Below are 19,843 nucleotides of genomic sequence, written 5' to 3'. Positions count from 1 at the left end.
GCGAAAACGAGGGGCAGAAAGCGCCGCAACAATTCAGCGTTAAATCGCATAAATCCTATCACTTACACGAAGAATCGTGTACAACAAGTGTGGGAAGTGAATCATATTGGGCACCATGTCATTCGTCTTTAACGATCAAGCCGTGGAATTGGCGCGCGGTCTTCGGCGTTTATACGCCAGCAAAACTCCTGTCATCACGATGGAGCCGGGGGCCGACCCTGTGCGCACCGACGACGTGATGGACCCGTCACGCGAACTCGGCGCGATTGATACGCCGCTGGTTCTCGCCGTTATGGCCGCGAAAGACCCGTTTGAGGGCATGTCGCTCGCCGCTTCTGTCCGCATGATGCCCAATGCCCGCGAGGAAATGATCGTCGGTGCCATCGTCGGTATCGTCGGCGAGGTGAGCAAGCACGAGATCGTTCAGGAAACCTGCGATACCGCCATGCGTGAGGAGTTCAACCCGCGCATCGTCACCACCCTGCGGCACAAGGCGATTGACCATATCAGCAATGTCCGCCAGATCGCGCTGACCGACCTTGTCGAGCGCGTACGCCTGTTGAGCGAGAGCCGGGTGGTGGATGAGGAATTTGTCGACGAGGTGTTCAACCTCGCCTTCAGTTGCGACCTGCGCACCGATACCTTCCGCGACATGCTGGTAAAAATCCTGCTGTCCAACAAGGTTCGCGCCCGGGTCAAGCTGCTGGTCATCGACCGTCTGCACCTGCTGCCGATGCAGCTACGTCTCGAGCTGGTGACCAAGATCAATGCCCTGGGTGACGCCACCGACAGCGCCTTCATCAAGCGCGAGATCGAGTTCACCCTCAAGGAACGCGGACTGATCCCGCCGACCCTGCATGTGCCGCGCCGTCCCGGCCAATCCCAGAAACTGTCGGCGATTTTGCCGAGCAGCAAGGGTATCCAGCCGCCATCCGGCCCAAGTGGTCCAGTGCCGTGGCATGAGGTGCTGTTGCGCGATAAATACGCGAACTACGCCACCGCCTCTTGATCGGCCCGGTTCCTGCGATAATTCAATAAGCTGTGATACAAATTCATGGCGAATTGTTTTTGTTGGATGAACGAGCGAATACGCTAAACTATTAGCATGACAACCGATCCGCGTCAGATGCGCCCGGACGAGCTGCCGATCAACCTGCAGCCCGACCTTATGGAGGCGATCCTGAAACTGGGACGTCACGAGACCATTGTTGCCATGGTCGGTCGTTCCGACGTGCCCGGGCCGGTACTCAACCTGATTGCCCGGCACAAAGCCCCGGATGTCCGGCTTGCCGTTGCCCGCAATACCTCGACAAGCGCCGATACCCTGATCTCCCTTGCCAACGACAAGGAAGCCAAGATTAGGGGCGCCACCGTGCCCGGCCTGACCGCGCGGTTGAGCGGCAAGGCCAACAGCCGCCCAACCATGGGCGACAGGAAGATCATCGGCAGCCTGAAAAAACTGGCTGAGGATGAGCTGGCCTCGGTCCGCCGTCAGGTCACCTCCAGCATGCTGGAAAAGGGCCAGCCGATCACAGAAATCGCCAATATTCTGGCGCAGGATCTGGACCGCGCCGTCGCTGAGCCGATCCTGACCGGCGCACCGCAGTTGGACGAAGACCTCCTGCACAAGATGCTGGAGCATTACCCGCCGCCATGGATGCTGAAGGCGATCGCCCAGCGCAAACAGCTTGGCCCGCAACTGACCCACGATATCGTCGAGCACCGGGATGCGGATGCCACCGGTATTATCCTCGACAACGAAGGCGCGGTGATCGATCAGAAGAGCTTCGGCATCATGGTCGAGATGGCCGAGGAGCACCCGTCGCTGCAGGAACCGCTGGCGTTGCACCCGCATCTGCCACGCGAAGAGGCGCTGCGCCTCGCCTATTTCTCCGGCGAGCGTATTCTCGAGATGCTGAAGGCAGCGCACAAGGTAAACCCGTCCGAGGCCCGACGTCTGGCCCGTACTGCCAGCCGGGAACTGGCAAGAGTACGGAGGATCGCCACCTATGAAGATGCGGTGGCCGAGGCTGCGCGCCTCGACCGCTCCGGCCAGCTCGATGATGAGTTCCTGATCAAGTATCTTGATGCCAATGATCCGACCCTGTTGATCGGCTCGCTTGCGTTCCGCGGGCGGGTGCATCCGCTGATCGTCAAACGTATCCTGAAAAGCGAGAGCGCCAAGGCGATCACGGCACTGGTCTGGCGCGCCGGTTTCCGGCCAAATCTGGCCGAGGAAATCATGGAAAAGGTGGCCCATCTGCCGAAAAACAAGCAGATCCGCGCCAATCACAATTACCGGTTCCCGCTGCAGGATACCGAGATGGTCTGGTACCTTGAGTTCTTCGGTATAGACGACCCGCTGCCCGCTGCCTGACCGGCCCACAGGCATTCACCCCATAAAAACAGGCCAGAAACGCGGTTTATGCAATGCTCAACCCTTGCCCCCGGGCACCGGTTCGGGTTACGAACATGACCGTCAAATTCCGGTCGTGATGGCACGCATAGCAAATGCGTACAGACGGCCCCGGCAATGATGTGCGCCGTGGCATGCCTGCCCACCAGCCAGACCGACCATTCCCGTGGGGTGCCGACTGCCTGCCAAACATTTGTTAAGCAGTCAGTGGCAAGATCCCCCCACACGCAACGAAAGGTCTGATGATCCACATGTCCCGTGCAAAAGCCGCGCGTAACAAAATCGCGCTTGTCGGTGCTGGCCAAATCGGCGGCACCCTCGCCCTTCTCGCCGGTCTCAAAAATCTCGGCGACGTCACCCTCGTCGATATCGCGGAAGGTGTTCCACAAGGCAAGGCGCTGGACATTGCCGAGGCATCCCCGGTCGAAGGCTTTGACAGCCTGATGACCGGTGCCAATGACTACACCGCCCTCGCCGGGGCCGATGTGGTTATCGTCACCGCCGGTGTGCCACGCAAACCAGGCATGAGCCGCGATGACCTGATCGGTATCAATACCGGCATCATCGAACAGGTCGGTGCCGGCATTAAGGAAAACTGCCCTGACGCCTTCGTCATCGTCATCACCAACCCGCTCGACGCCATGGTTGCCGTCATGCAGGAAGCCGTTGGCGGCGATCCGAAGAAAATCTGCGGCATGGCCGGTGTTCTTGACAGCGCCCGCTTCCGCTGGTTCCTCGCCGAAGAATTCAACGTTTCCGTTGAAGACGTCACCGCCTTCGTTCTCGGCGGCCACGGCGACACCATGGTCCCGCTAACCCGCTATTCCACCGTTGCCGGTATCCCGCTGCCTGATCTGGTCAAGATGGGCTGGACCACACAGGAAAAACTGGACCAGATCGTCCAGCGCACCCGTGATGGTGGTGCCGAGATCGTCGGCCTGCTGAAAACCGGTTCCGCCTTCTATGCGCCTGCCTCTTCCGCCATCTCCATGGCCGAGAGCTACCTGCTCGACAAGAAGCGCGTTCTGCCCTGTGCCGCCCTGCTCAACGGTGAGTATGGCGTCAACGGTCTGTATATCGGTGTCCCGGTCGTCATCGGCGGCGAAGGCATCGAGCGTATCGTCGAAATCGAGCTGAATGCCGAAGAACAGGCCATGTTCGACAAGTCTGTCGCGGCGGTTGAGGGCCTCAAGCAGGCCGTCGCCGATATTCGCGCGAAAAAGTAAGCAACCCGGATACGCCGACCCGTCAAAAGGTCGGCGTTCTTGGTTTCAGTCCAATCCAACTTTCCAATTCCAATCCGAAAAGCAAATGGAACAGCCATGAATATTCATGAGTACCAAGCCAAATCGCTGTTGCGGCAATACGGCGTTGCCGTGCCGGAAGGCGGCGTGGCCTATACCGCCGACGAAGCGGTCAAAGTAGCCGAAAACCTCGGTGGTCCGGTTTATGTGGTCAAGGCACAGATCCACGCCGGTGGCCGCGGCAAGGGCGGCGGCGTCAAAGTGGTCAAGTCACTCGATGACGTCCGTACCGAAGCGGAAAAGATGATCGGCATGCAGCTGGTAACCCACCAGACCGGTCCAGAGGGCAAGGAAGTCAGCCGCGTCTATGTTGAGGCCGGTTCCGATATCGCTCGCGAACTCTATCTCGGCATGCTCGTAGACCGTGCAACCTCCCGCGTTACCGTCATGGCCTCAACCGAGGGCGGTATGGAGATCGAGGAAGTCGCCGAGAAGAATCCCGATGCCATCAAGAAGGTGGCGATTGACCCTGCTACCGGCCTCCAGCCGTTCCACGCTCGCAAGCTGGCCTTTGCACTCGGCCTCGAGGGCAAGCAGGTCAACAAGGCGGTTCGCTTCATGATGGCCATGTACAAGGCCTTCACCGAACTGGATTGCGCGATTGTCGAGATCAACCCGCTGGTTGTCACCGGCGACGGCGATGTAATCGCTCTCGATGCCAAGATCAACTTCGACGACAACGCCCTGTTCCGCCACGCCGATGTGGCCGAGCTGCGTGACGAGACCGAGGAAGACCCGATCGAGCTCGAAGCCACCAAGCATGAGCTGAACTACGTCAAACTCGACGGCGCCATCGGCTGTATGGTCAACGGTGCAGGTCTGGCCATGGCGACCATGGATATCATCAAGCTCTATGGCGGCGAGCCTGCCAACTTCCTCGATGTTGGCGGCGGCGCGACCCGTGAGCGCGTTACCACCGCGTTCAAGTTGATCCTCTCCGATCCGAACGTTGAAGGCATTCTGGTCAATATCTTTGGTGGCATCATGCGCTGCGACGTGATCGCGGAAGGCGTTGTGGCAGCGGCCAAGGAAGTCTCCCTGCACGTGCCGCTGGTGGTGCGTCTGGAAGGCACCAATGTCGAGCTTGGTAAGAAAATCCTGGCGGAAAGCGGCCTGCCGATCCTGGCGGCCGACAACCTCGCCGATGCTGCTGAAAAAGTTGTTAAGGCCGTGAAGGAGGCCGCATAATCATGGCCGTACTTGTCAATTCAGAAACCAAAGTCATCTGTCAGGGCTTCACCGGTGCACAAGGCACCTTCCACTCTGAACAGGCGATTGCCTATGGCACCAAGATGGTCGGCGGCGTTACCCCCGGCAAGGGCGGTACCAAGCACCTCGACCTGCCGGTGTTCAACACGGTTGCCGAAGCCAAGGCCGAAACCGGCTGTAATGCTTCCGTGATCTATGTGCCACCGCCATTCGCCGCCGATGCGATCCTTGAGGCCATCGACGCCGAGGTCGAGCTGGCGATCTGTATCACCGAGGGTATCCCGGTCATGGACATGATCGCGGTCAAGCGCGCCCTTGATGGTTCCAAGACCCGCCTGATCGGACCGAACTGCCCGGGTGTCATCACCCCCGGCGAGTGCAAAATCGGCATCATGCCCGGCCACATCCACAAGCCCGGCAAGATCGGTATCGTCTCCCGTTCCGGCACCCTGACCTATGAAGCCGTGGCCCAGACCACCGCTGCCGGTCTCGGCCAGTCGACCTGTATCGGTATCGGCGGTGACCCGGTCAACGGCACCAACTTCACCGATGCGCTGAAGCTGTTCCTCGAAGACGACCAGACCGAAGGCATCATCATGATCGGTGAAATCGGCGGTACCGCAGAGGAAGAGGCCTGCGAATTCTATGCAGCCCAGCCGAACCGCAAGCCGATCGTTGGCTTCATTGCCGGCACCACCGCCCCGCCGGGCAAGCGCATGGGCCATGCCGGTGCGATCATCACCGGTGGCAAGGGTACCGCGGAAGCCAAGATGGCCGCGATGGAAAGCGCCGGGTTCCTGGTGTCGAAATCACCGGCATCGCTCGGCACCACCATGGTTGAAGCAATGGGTTAACCCGCAACCGTTATACTCGATCAAGATCGAATCTGGAGCAGCCCGGTCACATGCGTTAAGTGCCGGGCTGCTTTCACAAAAATCATGCTGTTCTTGACTTGCAAGGACGGTGTAGAAGGCACACTATATTGACGATCGGTGCGGATTGCGCCGGTTACAGGGGATCGGACGGCATCAGCTGTCCGGAAACAGGCACATTAACCACCAACGAGGGACCATACCGCCGAAACGGGCCTGACAAGGCGTTTAGCAGCAAGGCGCTATGGCAAAACAAGTGACACATGCGGGGCGGCTGCCTTACGGCGCGGATCAACTGAGCTTCCTGTCCGGCGCTAATGCCGATTTCATTGCGAATATCTACGCAAAATACCTTGAGAACCCGCAATCAGTCGATGACAGCTGGGCCGCCTTTTTCGGTGAGCTGAACGAAGACAGCCGCGCCATCCTTGAGGAATTGCAGGGTGCCAGCTGGCGTGATGACCGCATCACCAGCCAGCAGAAGGACGAATATGACGTCCTCCCCGACTTTGCCGCCGAAGCAGCCACCGTAGCCAAGGCCGCCAAGGCCATCGCCACCAGCGACAGCGCCGACAGCCGTCAGGCAGTGCTCGACAGCCTGCGCGCCATCATGCTGATCCGTGCCTATCGGGTACGCGGTCACCTCGCCGCCGATCTCGATCCGCTCGGTCTGGCACCGAAGGGCAAGCACCCTGAGCTGGAGCCAGCCACCTACGGCTTCACCGAAGCAGATATGGATCGCCCGATCTTCCTCGACAACGTTCTTGGCCTCGAATACGCCACGATGCGCGAGATCAACGATATCCTGCAGCACACCTATTGCGGCAAGATCGGCGTCGAGTTCATCCATATTCAGGATCCGGCTGAAAAAGCCTGGCTCCAGGAGCGCATTGAAGGCGCCCAGAACCGCACCGAATTCACCACCATGGGCAAGAAGGCGATCTATGAGCGCCTGACCGCTGCCGAGGCATTCGAGCAGTTCCTGCAGATCAAGTACACCGGTACCAAGCGTTTCGGCCTCGAAGGCGGGGAATCCATGATCCCGGCGGTTGAGCAGATCATGAAACGCGGCGGCCAGCTCGGCCTGAAGGAAATCGTTGTCGGCATGGCCCACCGCGGCCGCCTCAACATGCTGACCAACATGATGGGCAAGCCGTTTACCGCCGTCTTCTCCGAGTTTCAGGGCAACGCTGCCCATCCGGATGACGTTCAGGGCTCCGGCGATGTGAAGTACCACCTCGGTACCTCCTCCGACCGCGATTTCGACGGCAACAACATTCACCTGTCGCTGACCGCCAACCCGTCACACCTTGAAGCCGTCAACCCTGTGGTTCTCGGCAAGGTCCGGGCCAAACAGATCCAGCGCGGTGATACCGAGCGGAAACAGGTCATGGGCTTCCTCGTCCATGGCGATGCCGCCTTTGCCGGTCAGGGTACCGCAACAGAAACCATGGCGATTTCTGATCTGAAGGGCTACCGCACCGGCGGTTGCCTGCATTTCGTCATCAACAACCAGATCGGCTTCACCACCAACCCGAACTACTCACGCACCGGCCCGCACCCCACCGATGTCGCGCTGATGCTGCAATGCCCGATCTTCCACGTGAATGGTGATGATCCGGAAGCGGTGACCCATGTCGCGCGCATGGCGATCGAGTTCCGTCAGGAATTCGGCAAAGACGTGATCATCGACATGGTCTGCTATCGCCGCCATGGCCATAATGAGGGCGATGAGCCGAGCTTCACCCAGCCGCTGATGTACCAGAAGATCAAGGATCACCCGACCACCCGGGAAATCATGGCCAAACAGCTGGTTGACGAAGGCCTGATGACCAAGGAAGAGACCGAGAAAGTCCGCGACGACTTCATGGATCAGTTGCAGAAGGATTTTGACGCCGCCACCAATTACAAGCCGAACAAGGCCGATTGGCTGGAAGGCAAGTGGTCGGGCTATACCACCGCCACCTCTGATGAGCGCAAGGGAACAACAGCGGTCGATGAGAAGAAGCTGAAACAGATCGGTAAGGTGCTCAGCACCATTCCCGACGGCTTCAACGCCCATTCCAAGATCGTCCGGCAGATGAAGGCGAAAGCCAAAATGCTGGATGAGGGCAAGGCCATTGACTGGGCTACCGCCGAGGCACTGGCATTCGGCAGCCTCGTGGATGAGGGCGTGATTGTCCGCCTGTCCGGTCAGGATTGCGGTCGGGGCACCTTCTCCCAGCGCCATTCCGTGCTCTATGATCAGAAGACCGAAAAACGCTACACGCCACTGAAAAACATCAGCAAGGATCAGGCGACCTATGAGGTTATCGACAGTCCGCTGTCGGAATTTGCCGTGCTTGGTTTTGAATACGGCTACTCCATGGCCGAGCCGAATGCCCTGATTATGTGGGAAGGCCAGTTCGGCGACTTCGTCAATGGCGCACAGGTAATGATCGACCAGTTCATTACCTCGTCTGAATCCAAATGGCTGCGGATGTCTGGCCTGACCATGCTCTTGCCACATGGCTATGAGGGCAACGGTCCGGAGCACTCCTCCGCCCGTCTCGAGCGGTTCCTGCAGGCCTGTGCCGAGGATAATATCCAGGTGGTCAACTGTACGACCCCGGCCAACTACTTCCATGCCCTGCGTCGTCAGGTGCACCGGGTATTCCGCAAGCCGCTGATCGTCATGACGCCAAAATCGCTGCTGCGTCACAAGGCCTGTGTCTCACCACTGTCCATGTTCACCGGCGACGAAACCTTCCACCGCGTCCTCTATGAAGATCACGAGGGACTGAAGGCTGACGACAAGATCAAGCAGGTTGTCCTGTGTTCCGGCAAGGTCTTCTATGACCTCGCCGAAGAACGCGACAAGCGCGGCATTGATGACATCCAGATCCTGCGCATGGAACAGCTCTATCCATGGCCGATCAACTCGCTGAAAGAACAGCTTGGCCGCTTCCCGAATGCCAAATTCATCTGGTGTCAGGAAGAACCGGCCAATATGGGTGCATGGTTCTTCGTCGACCGTCGTCTTGAGGCGGTGCTTGAGGAAATCGGCCACAAGAATACCCGTGTCCGCTATGCCGGTCGCGTTGCGGCCGCCTCACCGGCAACCGGTCTTCTGAAGCGCCACAACAAAGAACAGGCAGATCTGGTCAACGAAGCACTTACCATCAAGCGCTAATCGCGCTACAAAGCGGCAGCCGGACCGATGCGCTTGCGCATCATCCGGGTGCCGATGACCCAGAATACAGCCGATCCAACCGATTTATCATTACCCTTACCATCACAGACAATAGGCCACTCGTTCCATGGATATCGTTGTCCCTACACTCGGTGAATCAGTCACCGAAGCCACCATCGCCCAATGGCTGAAGAAACCCGGTGAAGCCGTTGCGCTCGACGAGCCTCTGGTAGAGCTTGAAACCGACAAGGTGACCGTGGAGGTCAATGCACCGCAGGCCGGTGTGCTTGAGGAAATCCTCGCCAATGAAGGCGATGAGGTCGAAGTGGGCGCCCTGATCGGCAAACTCGGCGAAGGCTCCGGCGATGCTCCGGCACCCGCCAAGGAAGAGAAAAAGACTGAACCGGCGAAGGAAGAGGCCAAAGCGGCCCCGGCGCCTGCCAAGGAAGAAAAGCCAGCCGCGAAACCCGCTGCAGCCAACCTCGACTACCCGCTGGCCCCGGCCGTGCGCAAGCTGGCTGAGGAAAACAACCTCGATGCCGCCAAAATCCCGGCATCCGGCAAGGATGGCCGCCTGACAAAAGCCGACGTTCTGTCCTTCATGGAAAACGGTGGCAAGGCTTCCTCGGCCCGCCCGGCAGCGAAGACTCCTGTGCCATCCGGTCCACGCCCACGCGCTGACCGCGAGGAACGTGTGCGCATGACCCGTCTGCGCCAGCGTATCGCTGAGCGCCTGAAGGATGCCCAGAACACTGCGGCCATGCTGACCACCTTCAATGAGGTGGACATGACCAACATGATGAATGCCCGGTCCGAGTATAAAGATGCCTTCGAGAAGAAGTTCGGCGTGCGCCTCGGCTTCATGTCATTCTTCGTCAAGGCCGCTGTCGTTGCCCTGAAAGAGTTCCCGGCCGTCAATGCCGAGATCGAGGGCGATGACGTTGTCTACAAGAATTACTATGACATCGGTGTCGCTGTTTCGACCCCGAACGGTCTGGTCGTGCCGGTTGTCCGCGATTGTGACGAGAAGAACTTCGCTGATATCGAAGCCTCGATCAACGACATGGGCAAACGCGCCCGTGACGGCAAGCTTGGCCTCGACGAGATGTCAGGCGGCACTTTCTCCATCACCAATGGCGGTGTCTTCGGCTCCCTGATGTCAACGCCAATCCTGAACCCACCACAATCCGCGATCCTCGGCATGCACGCGATCAAGCAACGCCCGATGGTTGTTGATGGCAAGATTGAGGCCCGCCCGATGATGTATCTGGCGCTGTCCTATGATCACCGGATCATTGACGGTCGTGAGGCCGTGTCCTTCCTCGTTCGTATCAAGGACTGTATCGAAGACCCACGCCGGGTTCTGCTCGAACTGTAAGGCGCGCGAATACACATAATCGATTATGATGACAGGCCCGGCGAGACAATCACCGGGCCTGTTTTATTTGTTTTGTTACTTCGCATCGACGGCCAAAACCTTTATACCGGAAGCCGCAAGGTTATTCGGATAACTTGCCTCTCCTTCTCCTTTGCCCCAAACAGGAGCCCCCCATGCCTACAATTCAAGCCTTCTCCCCCTATGGTCTGGACATGAATGTCGCCGATGCACTTGGCGTCAACTTTGATGCAGAGCCACTCGCATTCAGCAGCACCAGCCTGATCCTGCCGACCTTTGATGGCGGCACATTCCATATTACCGGTTCCGGCTTTGGCGGGTTCGAGAGCGATAATGATGCATCCCTGACCGGTACTGTTACCGATCTGGCCCGTTTCGATGGCGGTGGTGGCGCACTGTTTTCTGTCAGCGGTATGGCCATGCCGTTATCCACCTTTGCTGCGGCGACCAACCTTGATTTCGTGCCCGATCTCGGCCTCAGCTTCTTCTCGTTCCTGAATTCAGGTGCGGACAATATCACCGGTGCCGATGGCCAGCGCGACAATCTGTTCGGGTTCGACGGCAATGACACGCTGAACGGTCTCGGCGGCGATGACATCCTCTATGGCAACAAGAACGACGACTTCGTTGCCGGTGGTGAGGGCAATGACACCGTCTATGGTGGCCAGCAGAACGATTTTGTCTTCGGTGAGAACGGCAACGACGTTGTCTATGGCAACTTCAATCCCGATGCGGTCTATGGCGGCGCGGGCGATGACACCATTTACGGCGGTCAGGGCGATGACCAGATGTTCGGTGAGACCGGCAATGACGTGCTGATCGGCAACCGCGGCAGCGACGTCATCACCGGCGGTGCCGGTGCCGACCAGTTTGTGTTCGGCTTCTCGCAAGGTCAGGGCACAGACACCATTGTCGACTTCAACAGCGCCGAGGATGTGATTACGGTCAATGATGCCATCAATACCGGCACCATAATCACCTATGATGCCGGGGCCGATGCCACGGTAATCGTCAGTACCTCGCAATTCGAGCAGGGCCAGCTGCTGCGCCAGCCCGATGGCAGCACGATCATCGAGCAACCCAGCACCGGCCAGAATTTCATCATCATTTCCGGTGGTGATTTCACCGGTGAGGTCGGCACCTCGATCTTCCTGCTGTAACCGATAACAGAACGGTTTCGCGACAAACCGCGTCAGCTTGGGTAAGTTGGCGCGGTTTTTTGCTGCCTGCCACCATCCCGGCGCGATCATGGCAGAAACACGGAAAAGCCGTCCAAGAGGTCTTTGCCTGACGCCACAGCCCTGATATATCAGGCATTCCGGTTTGCGCATCAATCCTTGCGCCAGTGCCGAGCCTATCTGTTCTCAACCCATCCGACTTCAAGGAAATTCCATGTCCGATAATTTCGACGTCATCGTCATCGGCAGTGGCCCCGGCGGCTATGTCTGCGCCATCCGTTGTGCCCAGCTTGGTCTCAAAACCGCCTGTGTTGAAAAGCGTGATACCCTCGGCGGTACCTGCCTGAATGTCGGCTGTATCCCGTCCAAGGCGCTGCTCGCCGCGTCGGAGAAGTTCAACGCCGTTAATCACCACTTCGCCGATATGGGCATCAAGACCAAGGGCGTCGAACTCGACCTCAAGGGCATGATGGGCCACAAGAATGGTGTGGTTGATGCCAATGTCAAAGGCGTCGACTTCCTGTTCAAGAAAAACAAGATCACCTGGCTCAAGGGCACCGGCAAGGTCAAGTCAGCCGATACCGTTGTTGTCACCGACGCCAAGGGCAAGGACAGCGAGTACAAGACCAGCGCCGTTGTGATCGCCACCGGCTCTGACGTTGCCGGCCTGCCCGGCGTCGACATTGACGAGAAGAAGGTAGTCTCCTCCACCGGCGCGCTTGAGCTCGCCAAGGTGCCGAAGCATCTGGTGGTGATCGGTGGCGGTGTGATCGGCCTTGAGATGGGTACCGTCTGGAACCGTCTCGGCTCCAAGGTCACGGTTGTCGAGTTCCTCGACCGCGCCCTGCCGACCATGGATGGCGAGGTTTCCAAGGAAGCCAAGAAAATCCTCGAAAAACAGGGCCTTGAATTCAAGCTCTCGACCAAGGTTACCGAGGTGAAGAACACCAAATCAGGCGTCGATGTGACCGTTGAACCGGCCAAGGGCGGCGATGCCGAGACGATCAAGGCCGACATCGTACTGGTGGCCATTGGTCGCAAGCCATATACCGACAGCCTCGGCCTGAAAGAGGCCGGTGTCGAGATGGATGACCGCGGCCGTGTGAAAACCAACGAGCATTTCGAGACCTCTGTGCCCGGCATCTATGCCATCGGCGATGTGATTACCGGCCCGATGCTGGCACACAAGGCCGAGGATGAGGGCGTTGCCGTCGCGGAAATCCTTGGCGGCGAGAGCGGCCACGTCAATTACGATGCGATCCCGAGCGTTGTCTACACCTGGCCCGAGGTTGCCTCGATCGGCAAGACCGAGGAGCAACTGAAAGAAGAAGGCGTCGCCTTCAACAAGGGCAAGTTCCCGTTCATGGCCAATGGCCGTGCGCGTGCCATGGGCGACACCAACGGCTTCGTCAAGATCCTTGCGGACAAGAAAACCGACCGGGTTCTGGGCGTTCACATCATCGGCCCTGAGGCTGGCACCCTGATCGCCGAGATCGGTGTCGGTATGGAATTCGGTGCGTCGGCTGAAGATATCGCGCGCACCTGCCACGCCCACCCGACATTGTCGGAAGTGGTCAAGGAAGCAGCTCTCGCCGTCGACGGACGCCCGCTGCACATCTGATCCGGCAATCAACATAAGCTTGGCAAGCCCCGCACGACCTTGACCGGTTTGCGGGGCTTTTGCTTTGCCATGCCTAGCCCTTGGCGCGCGGATGTGCCTTGGCATAGACCGCGCGCAAACGCTCGATATCCGCATCGAGATAGCGTTGGGTCGAGGTCAGGCTGGCATGGCCGAGCAGATCCTGAATTACCCGCAGATCCACATCGGCACCCAGCAGATGGGTGGCAAAGCTGTGGCGCAGGGCGTGCGGGGTGACGCTGTCCGACAGGGATAGGGATTGCCGGACCTGCCGCATCACCTTGCGCGCGGCATCGGCATTCAGCCGCTTGCCCTTGGCGCCATAGAACAGCGGCGCATCCGGCGTGTCCGGGAAGGGGCAGAGGGTGCGATAACGGGCCAGTGCCTCTACCACCACGGGTAATAACGGTACCTGTCGCTGCTTGTTGCCCTTACCATCAACGACAATGGCAGCGTTCTCCGGCTTGGATGGCATTGCCGACCGGTTGAGCGCCACCGCCTCACCGATCCGCAATCCGGCACCGTAGAGCAGGGTCAGGAGCGCCCGATCACGCTTGGCGATCCATGGTTCAGGCGCGAGCTCCTCGGCCCGGTCGAGTATATCTTTGGCATCCAGACGACTGACCGCACGCGGCAGCGGTTGCTTGCGCTTCGGTGCCTGCAACTGTCCGATTGATGGATTGAATGCCCGGTCGGTCTTGTCGAGCCAGTTGAACAGGCTGCGCAGGGCTGAGAGATTGCGTGCCCGTGTGGCCGCTGTTGCACCGTCACTGGCACGGGCAGCCAGCCATGAGCGGAATGAGCCGAGATCAATGGCGGCAAGATGGGTCAAGGCGAGCTGGCCACCGTGATGGCCCGCCATAAATCCCATAAAATCGGCAATATCGCCCTCATAGGCGCGGCAGGTATGGACCGACAGGCGGCGTTCATCACGCAGCCATGCGCGCCAGTCCTGCAGGGCAGCGGCCAGATCATCCCGGATTGGCAGCAACTGCCAGCTCAGATCATCATCGCCTGCTGCAGATGATCCAACCATCAGACCTCAAGCCAGAGGCGCAGCTGGCGTTCGATCACCCGACCGAGGAACTGGGCAAGTTCGGTGCCCTGACCGGGATCGAACATTTCCGGGTTACGGCTGCCAAGGACCAGCAGGCCGGTCGGCATCCGTGGATCAATATCGAGGCGGATCAGTGCCTGGCTCTGTACCAGTGAGGCAGCAGGACCGAACAGCTGGTCATCACCGATAACATTGCTGTCGAGGCGTACGGCCTGACTGCTGTTCATCCAGCTGTCGACAGTGCCCTGTGACACAACCCGAACGCCGTGCTGATTGATACCGGGCAGGCTGAGATCATTGGTTTCAACCGCCAGCACCACCGCATCCATATCGAGCATGACCGCCAGATCGGTGGTAATGGCGTTGATGAACTGCTCGAAGCTCTGGGCATCGAGCAGAAACAGGATCGCGGAATGCACCCGCGACTGGGTATTCATGTTGGCACGGGCATTGGCGATCAGATCGCCCTGCTGTGCCTTCAGCGCCTCGCCTTCTCGACGCAGGCGCTCGACCATGAAACGCTGGAAATCGGCGATACCGGCACCTACACCCGCCTCCGCACCGACATCGCGGGCCGGTACGGCAAGCACGTTGAGCATGTCCGGATTGTCCTTGAGGAACTCCGGATTGGCCCGCAGATAGGCGCGGACCTCATGCTCGGACAGGCTGGCAGCGTCTCTGGTCTCGGCCATTATGCTTATGCCACGCTGCGCTTGTCACCGCCGGGCAGGATGGTCTGGCCGGTCTTCTCCCAATCGGCAACAAAGGCGGCGAGGCCCTTGTCAGTCAGCGGGTGCTTGTACAGCGCACGCAGAACCGATGGCGGGATGGTGGCCACATCGGCACCCATCTTGGCGGCTTCCATGACGTGGTTCGGGCCGCGTACTGAGGCGACGAGCACTTCCGTATGGATGTTCGGGTAAACCGAATAGACCTCGATGATATCGGCGATCAGGCCCATGCCATCATGGCCGATATCGTCGAGACGGCCAACGAACGGCGAGATGAAGGTCGCGCCGGCTTTGGCAGCGAGCAGCGCCTGATTGGCGGAGAAGCACAGGGTCACATTAACCATGGTGCCCTCGTCGCTGAGGATCTTACAGACCTTCAGACCGGCTTCGGTCAGCGGCACCTTGACCGCTACATTGTCAGCGATCTTGGCGATGTGCTTGCCCTCGGCGAGCATGGTCTCAAAATCGGTTGCGGCAACCTCGGCGCTTACCGGGCCGTCGATAACTTCACAGATTTCCTTGATCCGGGTCAGGAAGTCCGCACCGCTTTTCGCGATCAGGCTCGGGTTGGTGGTGACGCCATCGACCATGCCGGTCGCGGCGAGATCACGGATTTCATCCAGATCGGCGGTATCGATAAAAAACTTCATGTCTGGCCCCTTCGCGGCTGGCTGGTGACTGGTTGCCTTATCAGATGGCATTACCCCGTGTGATACGCGCCCAGAGCAGCGAGAGCAACACCCAACAATCATCAGATCATTAAGTAGTCGCCCATGCCATGCTGTGCTAAGCCATTGGGCAGGCCGACAGCTTCTGGAAATCCGGAGGTAATAGCCCCATATTTGACCCACTGTCCGACAATGTTGATCGATCTTCCAGAACCTGAAAACAGTGCGAACGCCAAGGCACGCGCCAATTTTGGCGATGGCGTGCGGATCAGGGCGATGGTACCGCTGCCGATCGGCACCTCAACCGGCGGGCTGTATGATTACTGGCTCGGCAATCAGGTGCGCGGCAGCCACAACATCGATATCGGCACCTATATCGAGGTACCTGTGGGCAAACGGCACCTCCCGGCGATTGTCTGGGAGATTGATCCCGAACCCGAACCGGCACAATCGACCCGCAAGGTGACGCTGAAGCCGGTAACGCGGATTTTCGACCTGCCGCCGATGCCGGAGATGAACCGCAAGCTGATCACCTGGATGGCGCAGTATTATGCCGCCTCTCCCGGCACGGTGCTGAAGATGTTCCTGAACACGCCATCGGCACTGGAAACCCCGCCGGAGATTACCGCCTACAAACCCGTGCCACGACTGCCAGCGGATCTGCGCATGACCCCGGCACGCAAGCGTGTGCTGGCCAGTTTCCATGACATACCGATCATGACCGGCCCGGAACTGGCCAAGGCCGCCGGTTGCGGCACCTCGGTCGTGGCCGGGCTCGCCGAGCAGGGCGGGCTGGAGCGGGTCAGCCTGCCGGGTGTGCCACCGCGCCCGCCGCGCCCGGATCATGAGCTACCCGGCCCGACCCTGTCACCGGATCAGGCCGTCGCCGCCGAGGCACTGGTCGCCGCGGTCGAGTTGGGCGGCAACCATGTCTCGGTGATCGATGGCGTCACCGGTGCCGGCAAGACCGAGGTGTATCAGGAAGCCATCGCCGCCGCTCTGAAACTGGGCAAGCAGGTGCTGGTGCTGCTGCCGGAAATCTCTCTCAGCGCCCAATGGCTCGACCGCTTCGCCACACGATTCGGCTCAACGCCGACCATTTGGAACTCGGAACTGACCCAGGCAGCGCGCCGCGATACCTGGCGCAATGTGGCGCTCGGTCGTGTCGATGTGGTGGTCGGTGCCCGCTCGGCGCTGTTCCTGCCGTTCGACAATCTCGGCCTGATCATTGTCGATGAGGAGCATGATGCCTCCTACAAACAGGATGACCGGGTAGCCTATAACGCCCGCGACATGGCGATTGTCCGGGCCCGGCTGGCCGATCACCCGGTCGTGCTTGTCTCCGCCACCCCGTCGATGGAAACCGTGGTCAATATGCAGGAAGGCCGGTTCGAGCAACTGGTCCTGCCAGAGCGGCACGGCGCTGCCGAACTGCCGGACATCAAACTGATCGACCTGACCAAAGATCCACCGGATAAGCTGGAGCAACCGGGCCTCGAAGCGCTTGGCCCCGCCTGGCTGGCGCCGCCACTGGTCGAGGCGCTGGCCGATACGCTGGCAAAGCAGGAACAGGCGTTGCTGTTCCTCAACCGCCGGGGCTATGCGCCGCTGACCCTGTGCCAGTCCTGCGGCCATCGCTGGCAGTGCCCGAACTGTACGGCCTGGCTGGTTGAACATCGGCTGGCCCATCGCCTGCAATGCCACCATTGCGGACTGGCGATGCCGTTGCCTTCCCACTGCCCCTCTTGCGGTGCCGAGGACAGCATCATCGCCTGCGGTCCGGGCGTCGAGCGGGTGGCCGAAGAGGTGCAGACACGTTTTCCCGCGGCCCGTATCGGGTTGCTGACCTCCGACATGCTGACCGGGCCACTCGCCATGCGCGAGTTCATGGCCAAGGTGCATACGCGGGAAATCGATATCGTGATCGGCACGCAGATCATGGCCAAGGGCCACCATTTCCCGCTCCTGACCCTTGTGGGGATCGTCGATGCCGATATGGGCCTCGGCGGCGGTGATATTCGGGCACCCGAGCGCAGCTTCCAGCTGTTGCAACAGGTAGCAGGCCGGGCCGGACGGGGCGAGAGTCCGGGTACGGTGATGGTGCAGACACGCCTGCCGAACGAACCGGTCCTGCAGGCGCTGGCGGCCCATGACCGTGACGGCTTCATGGCTGCGGTCGATGCCGACCGGCGGATGCACGCGATGCCGCCCTATGGTCGCCTCGCCGCGCTGATCATCACCGACACCGACCAGAACCGCCTGAATGAGGCGGTCAACGCCCTCGCCAATACTGCGCCCAGAGTTGACGGCGTCATGGTGCTTGGCCCGGCACCGGCGGCACTGGCCATGATCCGGGGGCGTCACCGTCAACGGTTTCTGATCAAGGCCGGGCGCAATGCGGTGCTGGCACGGCTGATCGAGCCATGGCTGGCCTCGGTCAAGCTGCCAAGCCAGACCCGGGTACAGATCGATATCGATCCCTATTCTTTCCTTTAAGCCCCGGCAGCTACACCGGCGAGACGATCCATTGCCTTGGCCAGCTTGATATCGAGTTCGCTCAGACCACCGGCATCATGGGTGGTAAGCGTTACCTCAACCGTGCCGTAAACATTCGACCATTCGGGATGGTGGTTGAGCTTTTCCGCGTGGAGTGCCGCAGCACTCATGAAGCCCCATGCCTCGATGAAGTTTTTGAACCGATAGGTTTTACCGATCGCATCCCGGTCGCTCGCAAGCGTCCAGCCGGGCAGTGCCGCAAGCCCCTCTTCCCGTGCTTTTCCCGTCAGTTTTTCAGGCATTTCTTATTCCCTGTCAGTAACTTGCCAGTATATGAACCGTTATACACTACCTATCCGGCGATATGGGCACGAAGCGCTGGCAGCAAGTCGGCTTCAAACCAGCCGTGCTTTCTAAGCCAGCCATTGTTGCGCCAGCTCGGATGCGGCATCGGCCAGTATCGTGGCGCGTAGTCACGCCAATGTGCAACGGTATCCGTCATGCTCGACTTGCGGCGCTTGCCCAGATAACGCGCCTGCGCATATTGGCCGATCAGCAGGACAGTGCGGATATTCGGCAGTTCGGCCAGCACCCGGTCGTGCCATGTCGGCGCGCATTCCGGGCGGGGCGGTAAATCGGCACCCCGCGCATTCTGCCCCGGAAAGCACAACCCCATAGGCATGATGGCAATCCGCGCCGGGTCATAGAACTGTTCCCGCTCCATCTGCAGCCAGACACGCAAACGATTGCCGCTGGCGTCATTCCACGGGATACCGGTTTCATGCACCCGCGTTCCCGGTGCCTGACCGACAATCAACAGCTCGGCACTGGCCGCAGCCTGTATCACCGGGCGCGGATTATGTGGCAACGGGTTGCCATTGCTCATGGCGCAGAGGCGGCAGCCAGCAATCTCCGACAACAGGCTGTTGAGCGATGCACTCATGGCGCGGCGGCGAGATCCAGTAACTCATCAACATAGTCGGGCACCAGAACCGAGGCGGGACCGTAGCGGGTTTCGGCAAACAGGGTCGCCCCTTCCGATGGCTCCAGATTGAGCTCGATGGTCGCCGCTCCGTATTCGCGCGCCTCAGCGACAAAACCTGCCGCCGGATAGACATTGCCGGATGTGCCGATCGAGATGAACAGATCGGCATCAGCCAGCGCCAACACAATCCGGTCCATAAAGCGCGGCATCTCGCCGAACCAGACCACATGCGGGCGCATACCGGCGGGCAGACCGCAATCGGGACAGGCGGTTTCTATCGAGAGGTCTTCGCGCCAATCGACCACCGCACCGCAATGCTGGCACTCGGCCTTCAGCAACTCACCATGCATATGAATAACGGCGGGTGAGCCACCGCGCTCATGCAGATCATCGATATTCTGGGTGACCAGCACCACCTTGCCCGGCCAGTCCCGTTGCAACCGGGCAATCGCCTTATGGGCCGGGTTGGGCTGAATGGCGGGATCGAGCAGGCCACGGCGGCGGCTGTTGTAAAACTCATGCACCAGCGCCGGATTGCGGGCAAAGCCCTGTGGTGTCGCCACCTCATCAAGGCTGTGCCTTGCCCAGATGCCGTCGGGGTCTCGAAACGTGTCGAGGCCGCTCTCTTTCGAGATGCCGGCCCCGGTCAGGATCACGATTGTGCTATCGGGATGGAGTTGCATGAGATGCAATCTGCCACCCCGATTTCGGAATTACCAG

Annotated in this window: 16 protein-coding genes; 10 read left to right on the top strand and 6 right to left on the bottom strand. The window is 59.9% G+C overall.

The features are described from left to right. Nucleotides 1-199 precede the first annotated feature (199 nt). The 9 genes from CBB62_03045 (at nucleotide 200) to CBB62_03005 (ending at nucleotide 13,168) form a co-directional block, all read left to right on the top strand. Nucleotides 200-1,009 (top strand): hypothetical protein, encoded by an 810-nt coding sequence (locus tag CBB62_03045; GenBank protein OUT41344.1) that lies wholly within the window; start codon nucleotides 200-202, stop codon nucleotides 1,007-1,009. Between the two features lie 96 nt (nucleotides 1,010-1,105). Beyond that, the gene (locus CBB62_03040; GenBank protein OUT41343.1) at nucleotides 1,106-2,377 is read left to right on the top strand and encodes a hypothetical protein; all 1,272 of its coding nucleotides are present in this window, start codon (nucleotides 1,106-1,108) and stop codon (nucleotides 2,375-2,377) included. A gap of 290 nt (nucleotides 2,378-2,667) precedes the next feature. Continuing rightward, nucleotides 2,668-3,642, top strand: coding sequence for a malate dehydrogenase (locus tag CBB62_03035; protein ID OUT42611.1), 975 nt, complete (start codon nucleotides 2,668-2,670; stop codon nucleotides 3,640-3,642). Between the two features lie 96 nt (nucleotides 3,643-3,738). Further along, the gene (locus tag CBB62_03030) at nucleotides 3,739-4,908 is read left to right on the top strand and encodes a succinate--CoA ligase subunit beta (GenBank protein ID OUT41342.1); all 1,170 of its coding nucleotides are present in this window, start codon (nucleotides 3,739-3,741) and stop codon (nucleotides 4,906-4,908) included. Nucleotides 4,909-4,910: 2 nt separating this feature from the next. Continuing rightward, the gene (locus tag CBB62_03025) at nucleotides 4,911-5,783 is read left to right on the top strand and encodes a succinate--CoA ligase subunit alpha (protein OUT41341.1); all 873 of its coding nucleotides are present in this window, start codon (nucleotides 4,911-4,913) and stop codon (nucleotides 5,781-5,783) included. 262 nt (nucleotides 5,784-6,045) lie between these two features. Then, nucleotides 6,046-8,973, top strand: coding sequence for a 2-oxoglutarate dehydrogenase E1 component (locus CBB62_03020; protein OUT41340.1), 2,928 nt, complete (start codon nucleotides 6,046-6,048; stop codon nucleotides 8,971-8,973). Nucleotides 8,974-9,100: 127 nt separating this feature from the next. Beyond that, the gene (locus CBB62_03015; GenBank protein ID OUT41339.1) at nucleotides 9,101-10,351 is read left to right on the top strand and encodes a dihydrolipoamide succinyltransferase; all 1,251 of its coding nucleotides are present in this window, start codon (nucleotides 9,101-9,103) and stop codon (nucleotides 10,349-10,351) included. 173 nt (nucleotides 10,352-10,524) lie between these two features. Next, entirely contained in the window at nucleotides 10,525-11,529 is a 1,005-nt protein-coding gene (locus tag CBB62_03010) for a hypothetical protein (GenBank protein ID OUT41338.1), read from the top strand. A gap of 232 nt (nucleotides 11,530-11,761) precedes the next feature. Beyond that, nucleotides 11,762-13,168, top strand: a complete 1,407-nt coding sequence (locus tag CBB62_03005) for a dihydrolipoyl dehydrogenase (protein OUT41337.1) — start codon at nucleotides 11,762-11,764, stop codon at nucleotides 13,166-13,168. Between the two features lie 73 nt (nucleotides 13,169-13,241). On the opposite strand, the gene CBB62_03000 is transcribed toward CBB62_03005, so the two are convergent. Genes CBB62_03000 through CBB62_02990 form a run of 3 tightly spaced genes read right to left on the bottom strand, consistent with a single transcriptional unit; the run spans nucleotide 13,242 to nucleotide 15,624 of the window. Beyond that, the gene (locus CBB62_03000) at nucleotides 13,242-14,222 is read right to left on the bottom strand and encodes a hypothetical protein (protein ID OUT41336.1); all 981 of its coding nucleotides are present in this window, start codon (nucleotides 14,220-14,222) and stop codon (nucleotides 13,242-13,244) included. Further along, nucleotides 14,222-14,935 carry a hypothetical protein gene (locus tag CBB62_02995; protein ID OUT41335.1) on the bottom strand — a complete coding sequence of 238 codons (714 nt, stop codon included), beginning with the start codon at nucleotides 14,933-14,935 and terminating at the stop codon, nucleotides 14,222-14,224. The genes CBB62_03000 and CBB62_02995 overlap by 1 nt, the downstream gene beginning before the upstream one ends. A gap of 5 nt (nucleotides 14,936-14,940) precedes the next feature. Further along, entirely contained in the window at nucleotides 14,941-15,624 is a 684-nt protein-coding gene (locus CBB62_02990; protein ID OUT41334.1) for a fructose-6-phosphate aldolase, read from the bottom strand. 294 nt (nucleotides 15,625-15,918) lie between these two features. Here CBB62_02990 and CBB62_02985 point away from each other — a divergent pair, with 294 nt between their 5' ends. Then, entirely contained in the window at nucleotides 15,919-18,138 is a 2,220-nt protein-coding gene (locus tag CBB62_02985) for a primosomal protein N' (protein ID OUT42610.1), read from the top strand. On the opposite strand, the gene CBB62_02980 is transcribed toward CBB62_02985, so the two are convergent. From CBB62_02980 to CBB62_02970, 3 genes are read right to left on the bottom strand one after another with little or no spacing between them, the layout of a single operon-like run. After that, complete coding sequence (locus CBB62_02980; GenBank protein ID OUT41333.1) at nucleotides 18,135-18,440, bottom strand: 4a-hydroxytetrahydrobiopterin dehydratase; 306 nt, start codon at nucleotides 18,438-18,440, stop codon at nucleotides 18,135-18,137. The two genes, CBB62_02985 and CBB62_02980, sit on opposite strands and share 4 nt — an antisense overlap. Nucleotides 18,441-18,490: 50 nt before the next feature. Continuing rightward, on the bottom strand, nucleotides 18,491-19,081 hold the full coding sequence (locus CBB62_02975) for a uracil-DNA glycosylase (GenBank protein ID OUT41332.1): 591 nt from the start codon (nucleotides 19,079-19,081) through the stop codon (nucleotides 18,491-18,493). After that, nucleotides 19,078-19,806: an NAD-dependent protein deacylase gene (locus CBB62_02970; protein OUT41331.1), complete on the bottom strand. Its 729-nt coding sequence runs from the start codon at nucleotides 19,804-19,806 to the stop codon at nucleotides 19,078-19,080. The genes CBB62_02975 and CBB62_02970 overlap by 4 nt, the downstream gene beginning before the upstream one ends. Nucleotides 19,807-19,843 lie beyond the last annotated feature (37 nt).

The organism is Micavibrio sp. TMED2, assembly GCA_002168225.1.
GTDB lineage: Bacteria > Pseudomonadota > Alphaproteobacteria > TMED2 > TMED2 > TMED2.
The sequence above is the reverse complement of the archived record's forward strand: the minus strand, read 5'-3'. Positions and strand labels throughout refer to the sequence as shown.

What these genes read in the sequence shown, in the direction of transcription:
- CBB62_03045 (OUT41344.1), top strand. Translation starts at nt 200, where the DNA reads ATGGAGCCGGGGGCCGACCCTGTGCGCACCGACGACGTGATGGACCCG.
- CBB62_03040 (OUT41343.1), top strand. Translation starts at nt 1,106, where the DNA reads ATGACAACCGATCCGCGTCAGATGCGCCCGGACGAGCTGCCGATCAAC.
- CBB62_03035 (OUT42611.1), top strand. Translation starts at nt 2,668, where the DNA reads ATGTCCCGTGCAAAAGCCGCGCGTAACAAAATCGCGCTTGTCGGTGCT.
- CBB62_03030 (OUT41342.1), top strand. Translation starts at nt 3,739, where the DNA reads ATGAATATTCATGAGTACCAAGCCAAATCGCTGTTGCGGCAATACGGC.
- CBB62_03025 (OUT41341.1), top strand. Translation starts at nt 4,911, where the DNA reads ATGGCCGTACTTGTCAATTCAGAAACCAAAGTCATCTGTCAGGGCTTC.
- CBB62_03020 (OUT41340.1), top strand. Translation starts at nt 6,046, where the DNA reads ATGGCAAAACAAGTGACACATGCGGGGCGGCTGCCTTACGGCGCGGAT.
- CBB62_03015 (OUT41339.1), top strand. Translation starts at nt 9,101, where the DNA reads ATGGATATCGTTGTCCCTACACTCGGTGAATCAGTCACCGAAGCCACC.
- CBB62_03010 (OUT41338.1), top strand. Translation starts at nt 10,525, where the DNA reads ATGCCTACAATTCAAGCCTTCTCCCCCTATGGTCTGGACATGAATGTC.
- CBB62_03005 (OUT41337.1), top strand. Translation starts at nt 11,762, where the DNA reads ATGTCCGATAATTTCGACGTCATCGTCATCGGCAGTGGCCCCGGCGGC.
- CBB62_03000 (OUT41336.1), bottom strand. Translation starts at nt 14,222, where the DNA reads ATGGTTGGATCATCTGCAGCAGGCGATGATGATCTGAGCTGGCAGTTG.
- CBB62_02995 (OUT41335.1), bottom strand. Translation starts at nt 14,935, where the DNA reads ATGGCCGAGACCAGAGACGCTGCCAGCCTGTCCGAGCATGAGGTCCGC.
- CBB62_02990 (OUT41334.1), bottom strand. Translation starts at nt 15,624, where the DNA reads ATGAAGTTTTTTATCGATACCGCCGATCTGGATGAAATCCGTGATCTC.
- CBB62_02985 (OUT42610.1), top strand. Translation starts at nt 15,919, where the DNA reads ATGGTACCGCTGCCGATCGGCACCTCAACCGGCGGGCTGTATGATTAC.
- CBB62_02980 (OUT41333.1), bottom strand. Translation starts at nt 18,440, where the DNA reads ATGCCTGAAAAACTGACGGGAAAAGCACGGGAAGAGGGGCTTGCGGCA.
- CBB62_02975 (OUT41332.1), bottom strand. Translation starts at nt 19,081, where the DNA reads ATGAGTGCATCGCTCAACAGCCTGTTGTCGGAGATTGCTGGCTGCCGC.
- CBB62_02970 (OUT41331.1), bottom strand. Translation starts at nt 19,806, where the DNA reads ATGCAACTCCATCCCGATAGCACAATCGTGATCCTGACCGGGGCCGGC.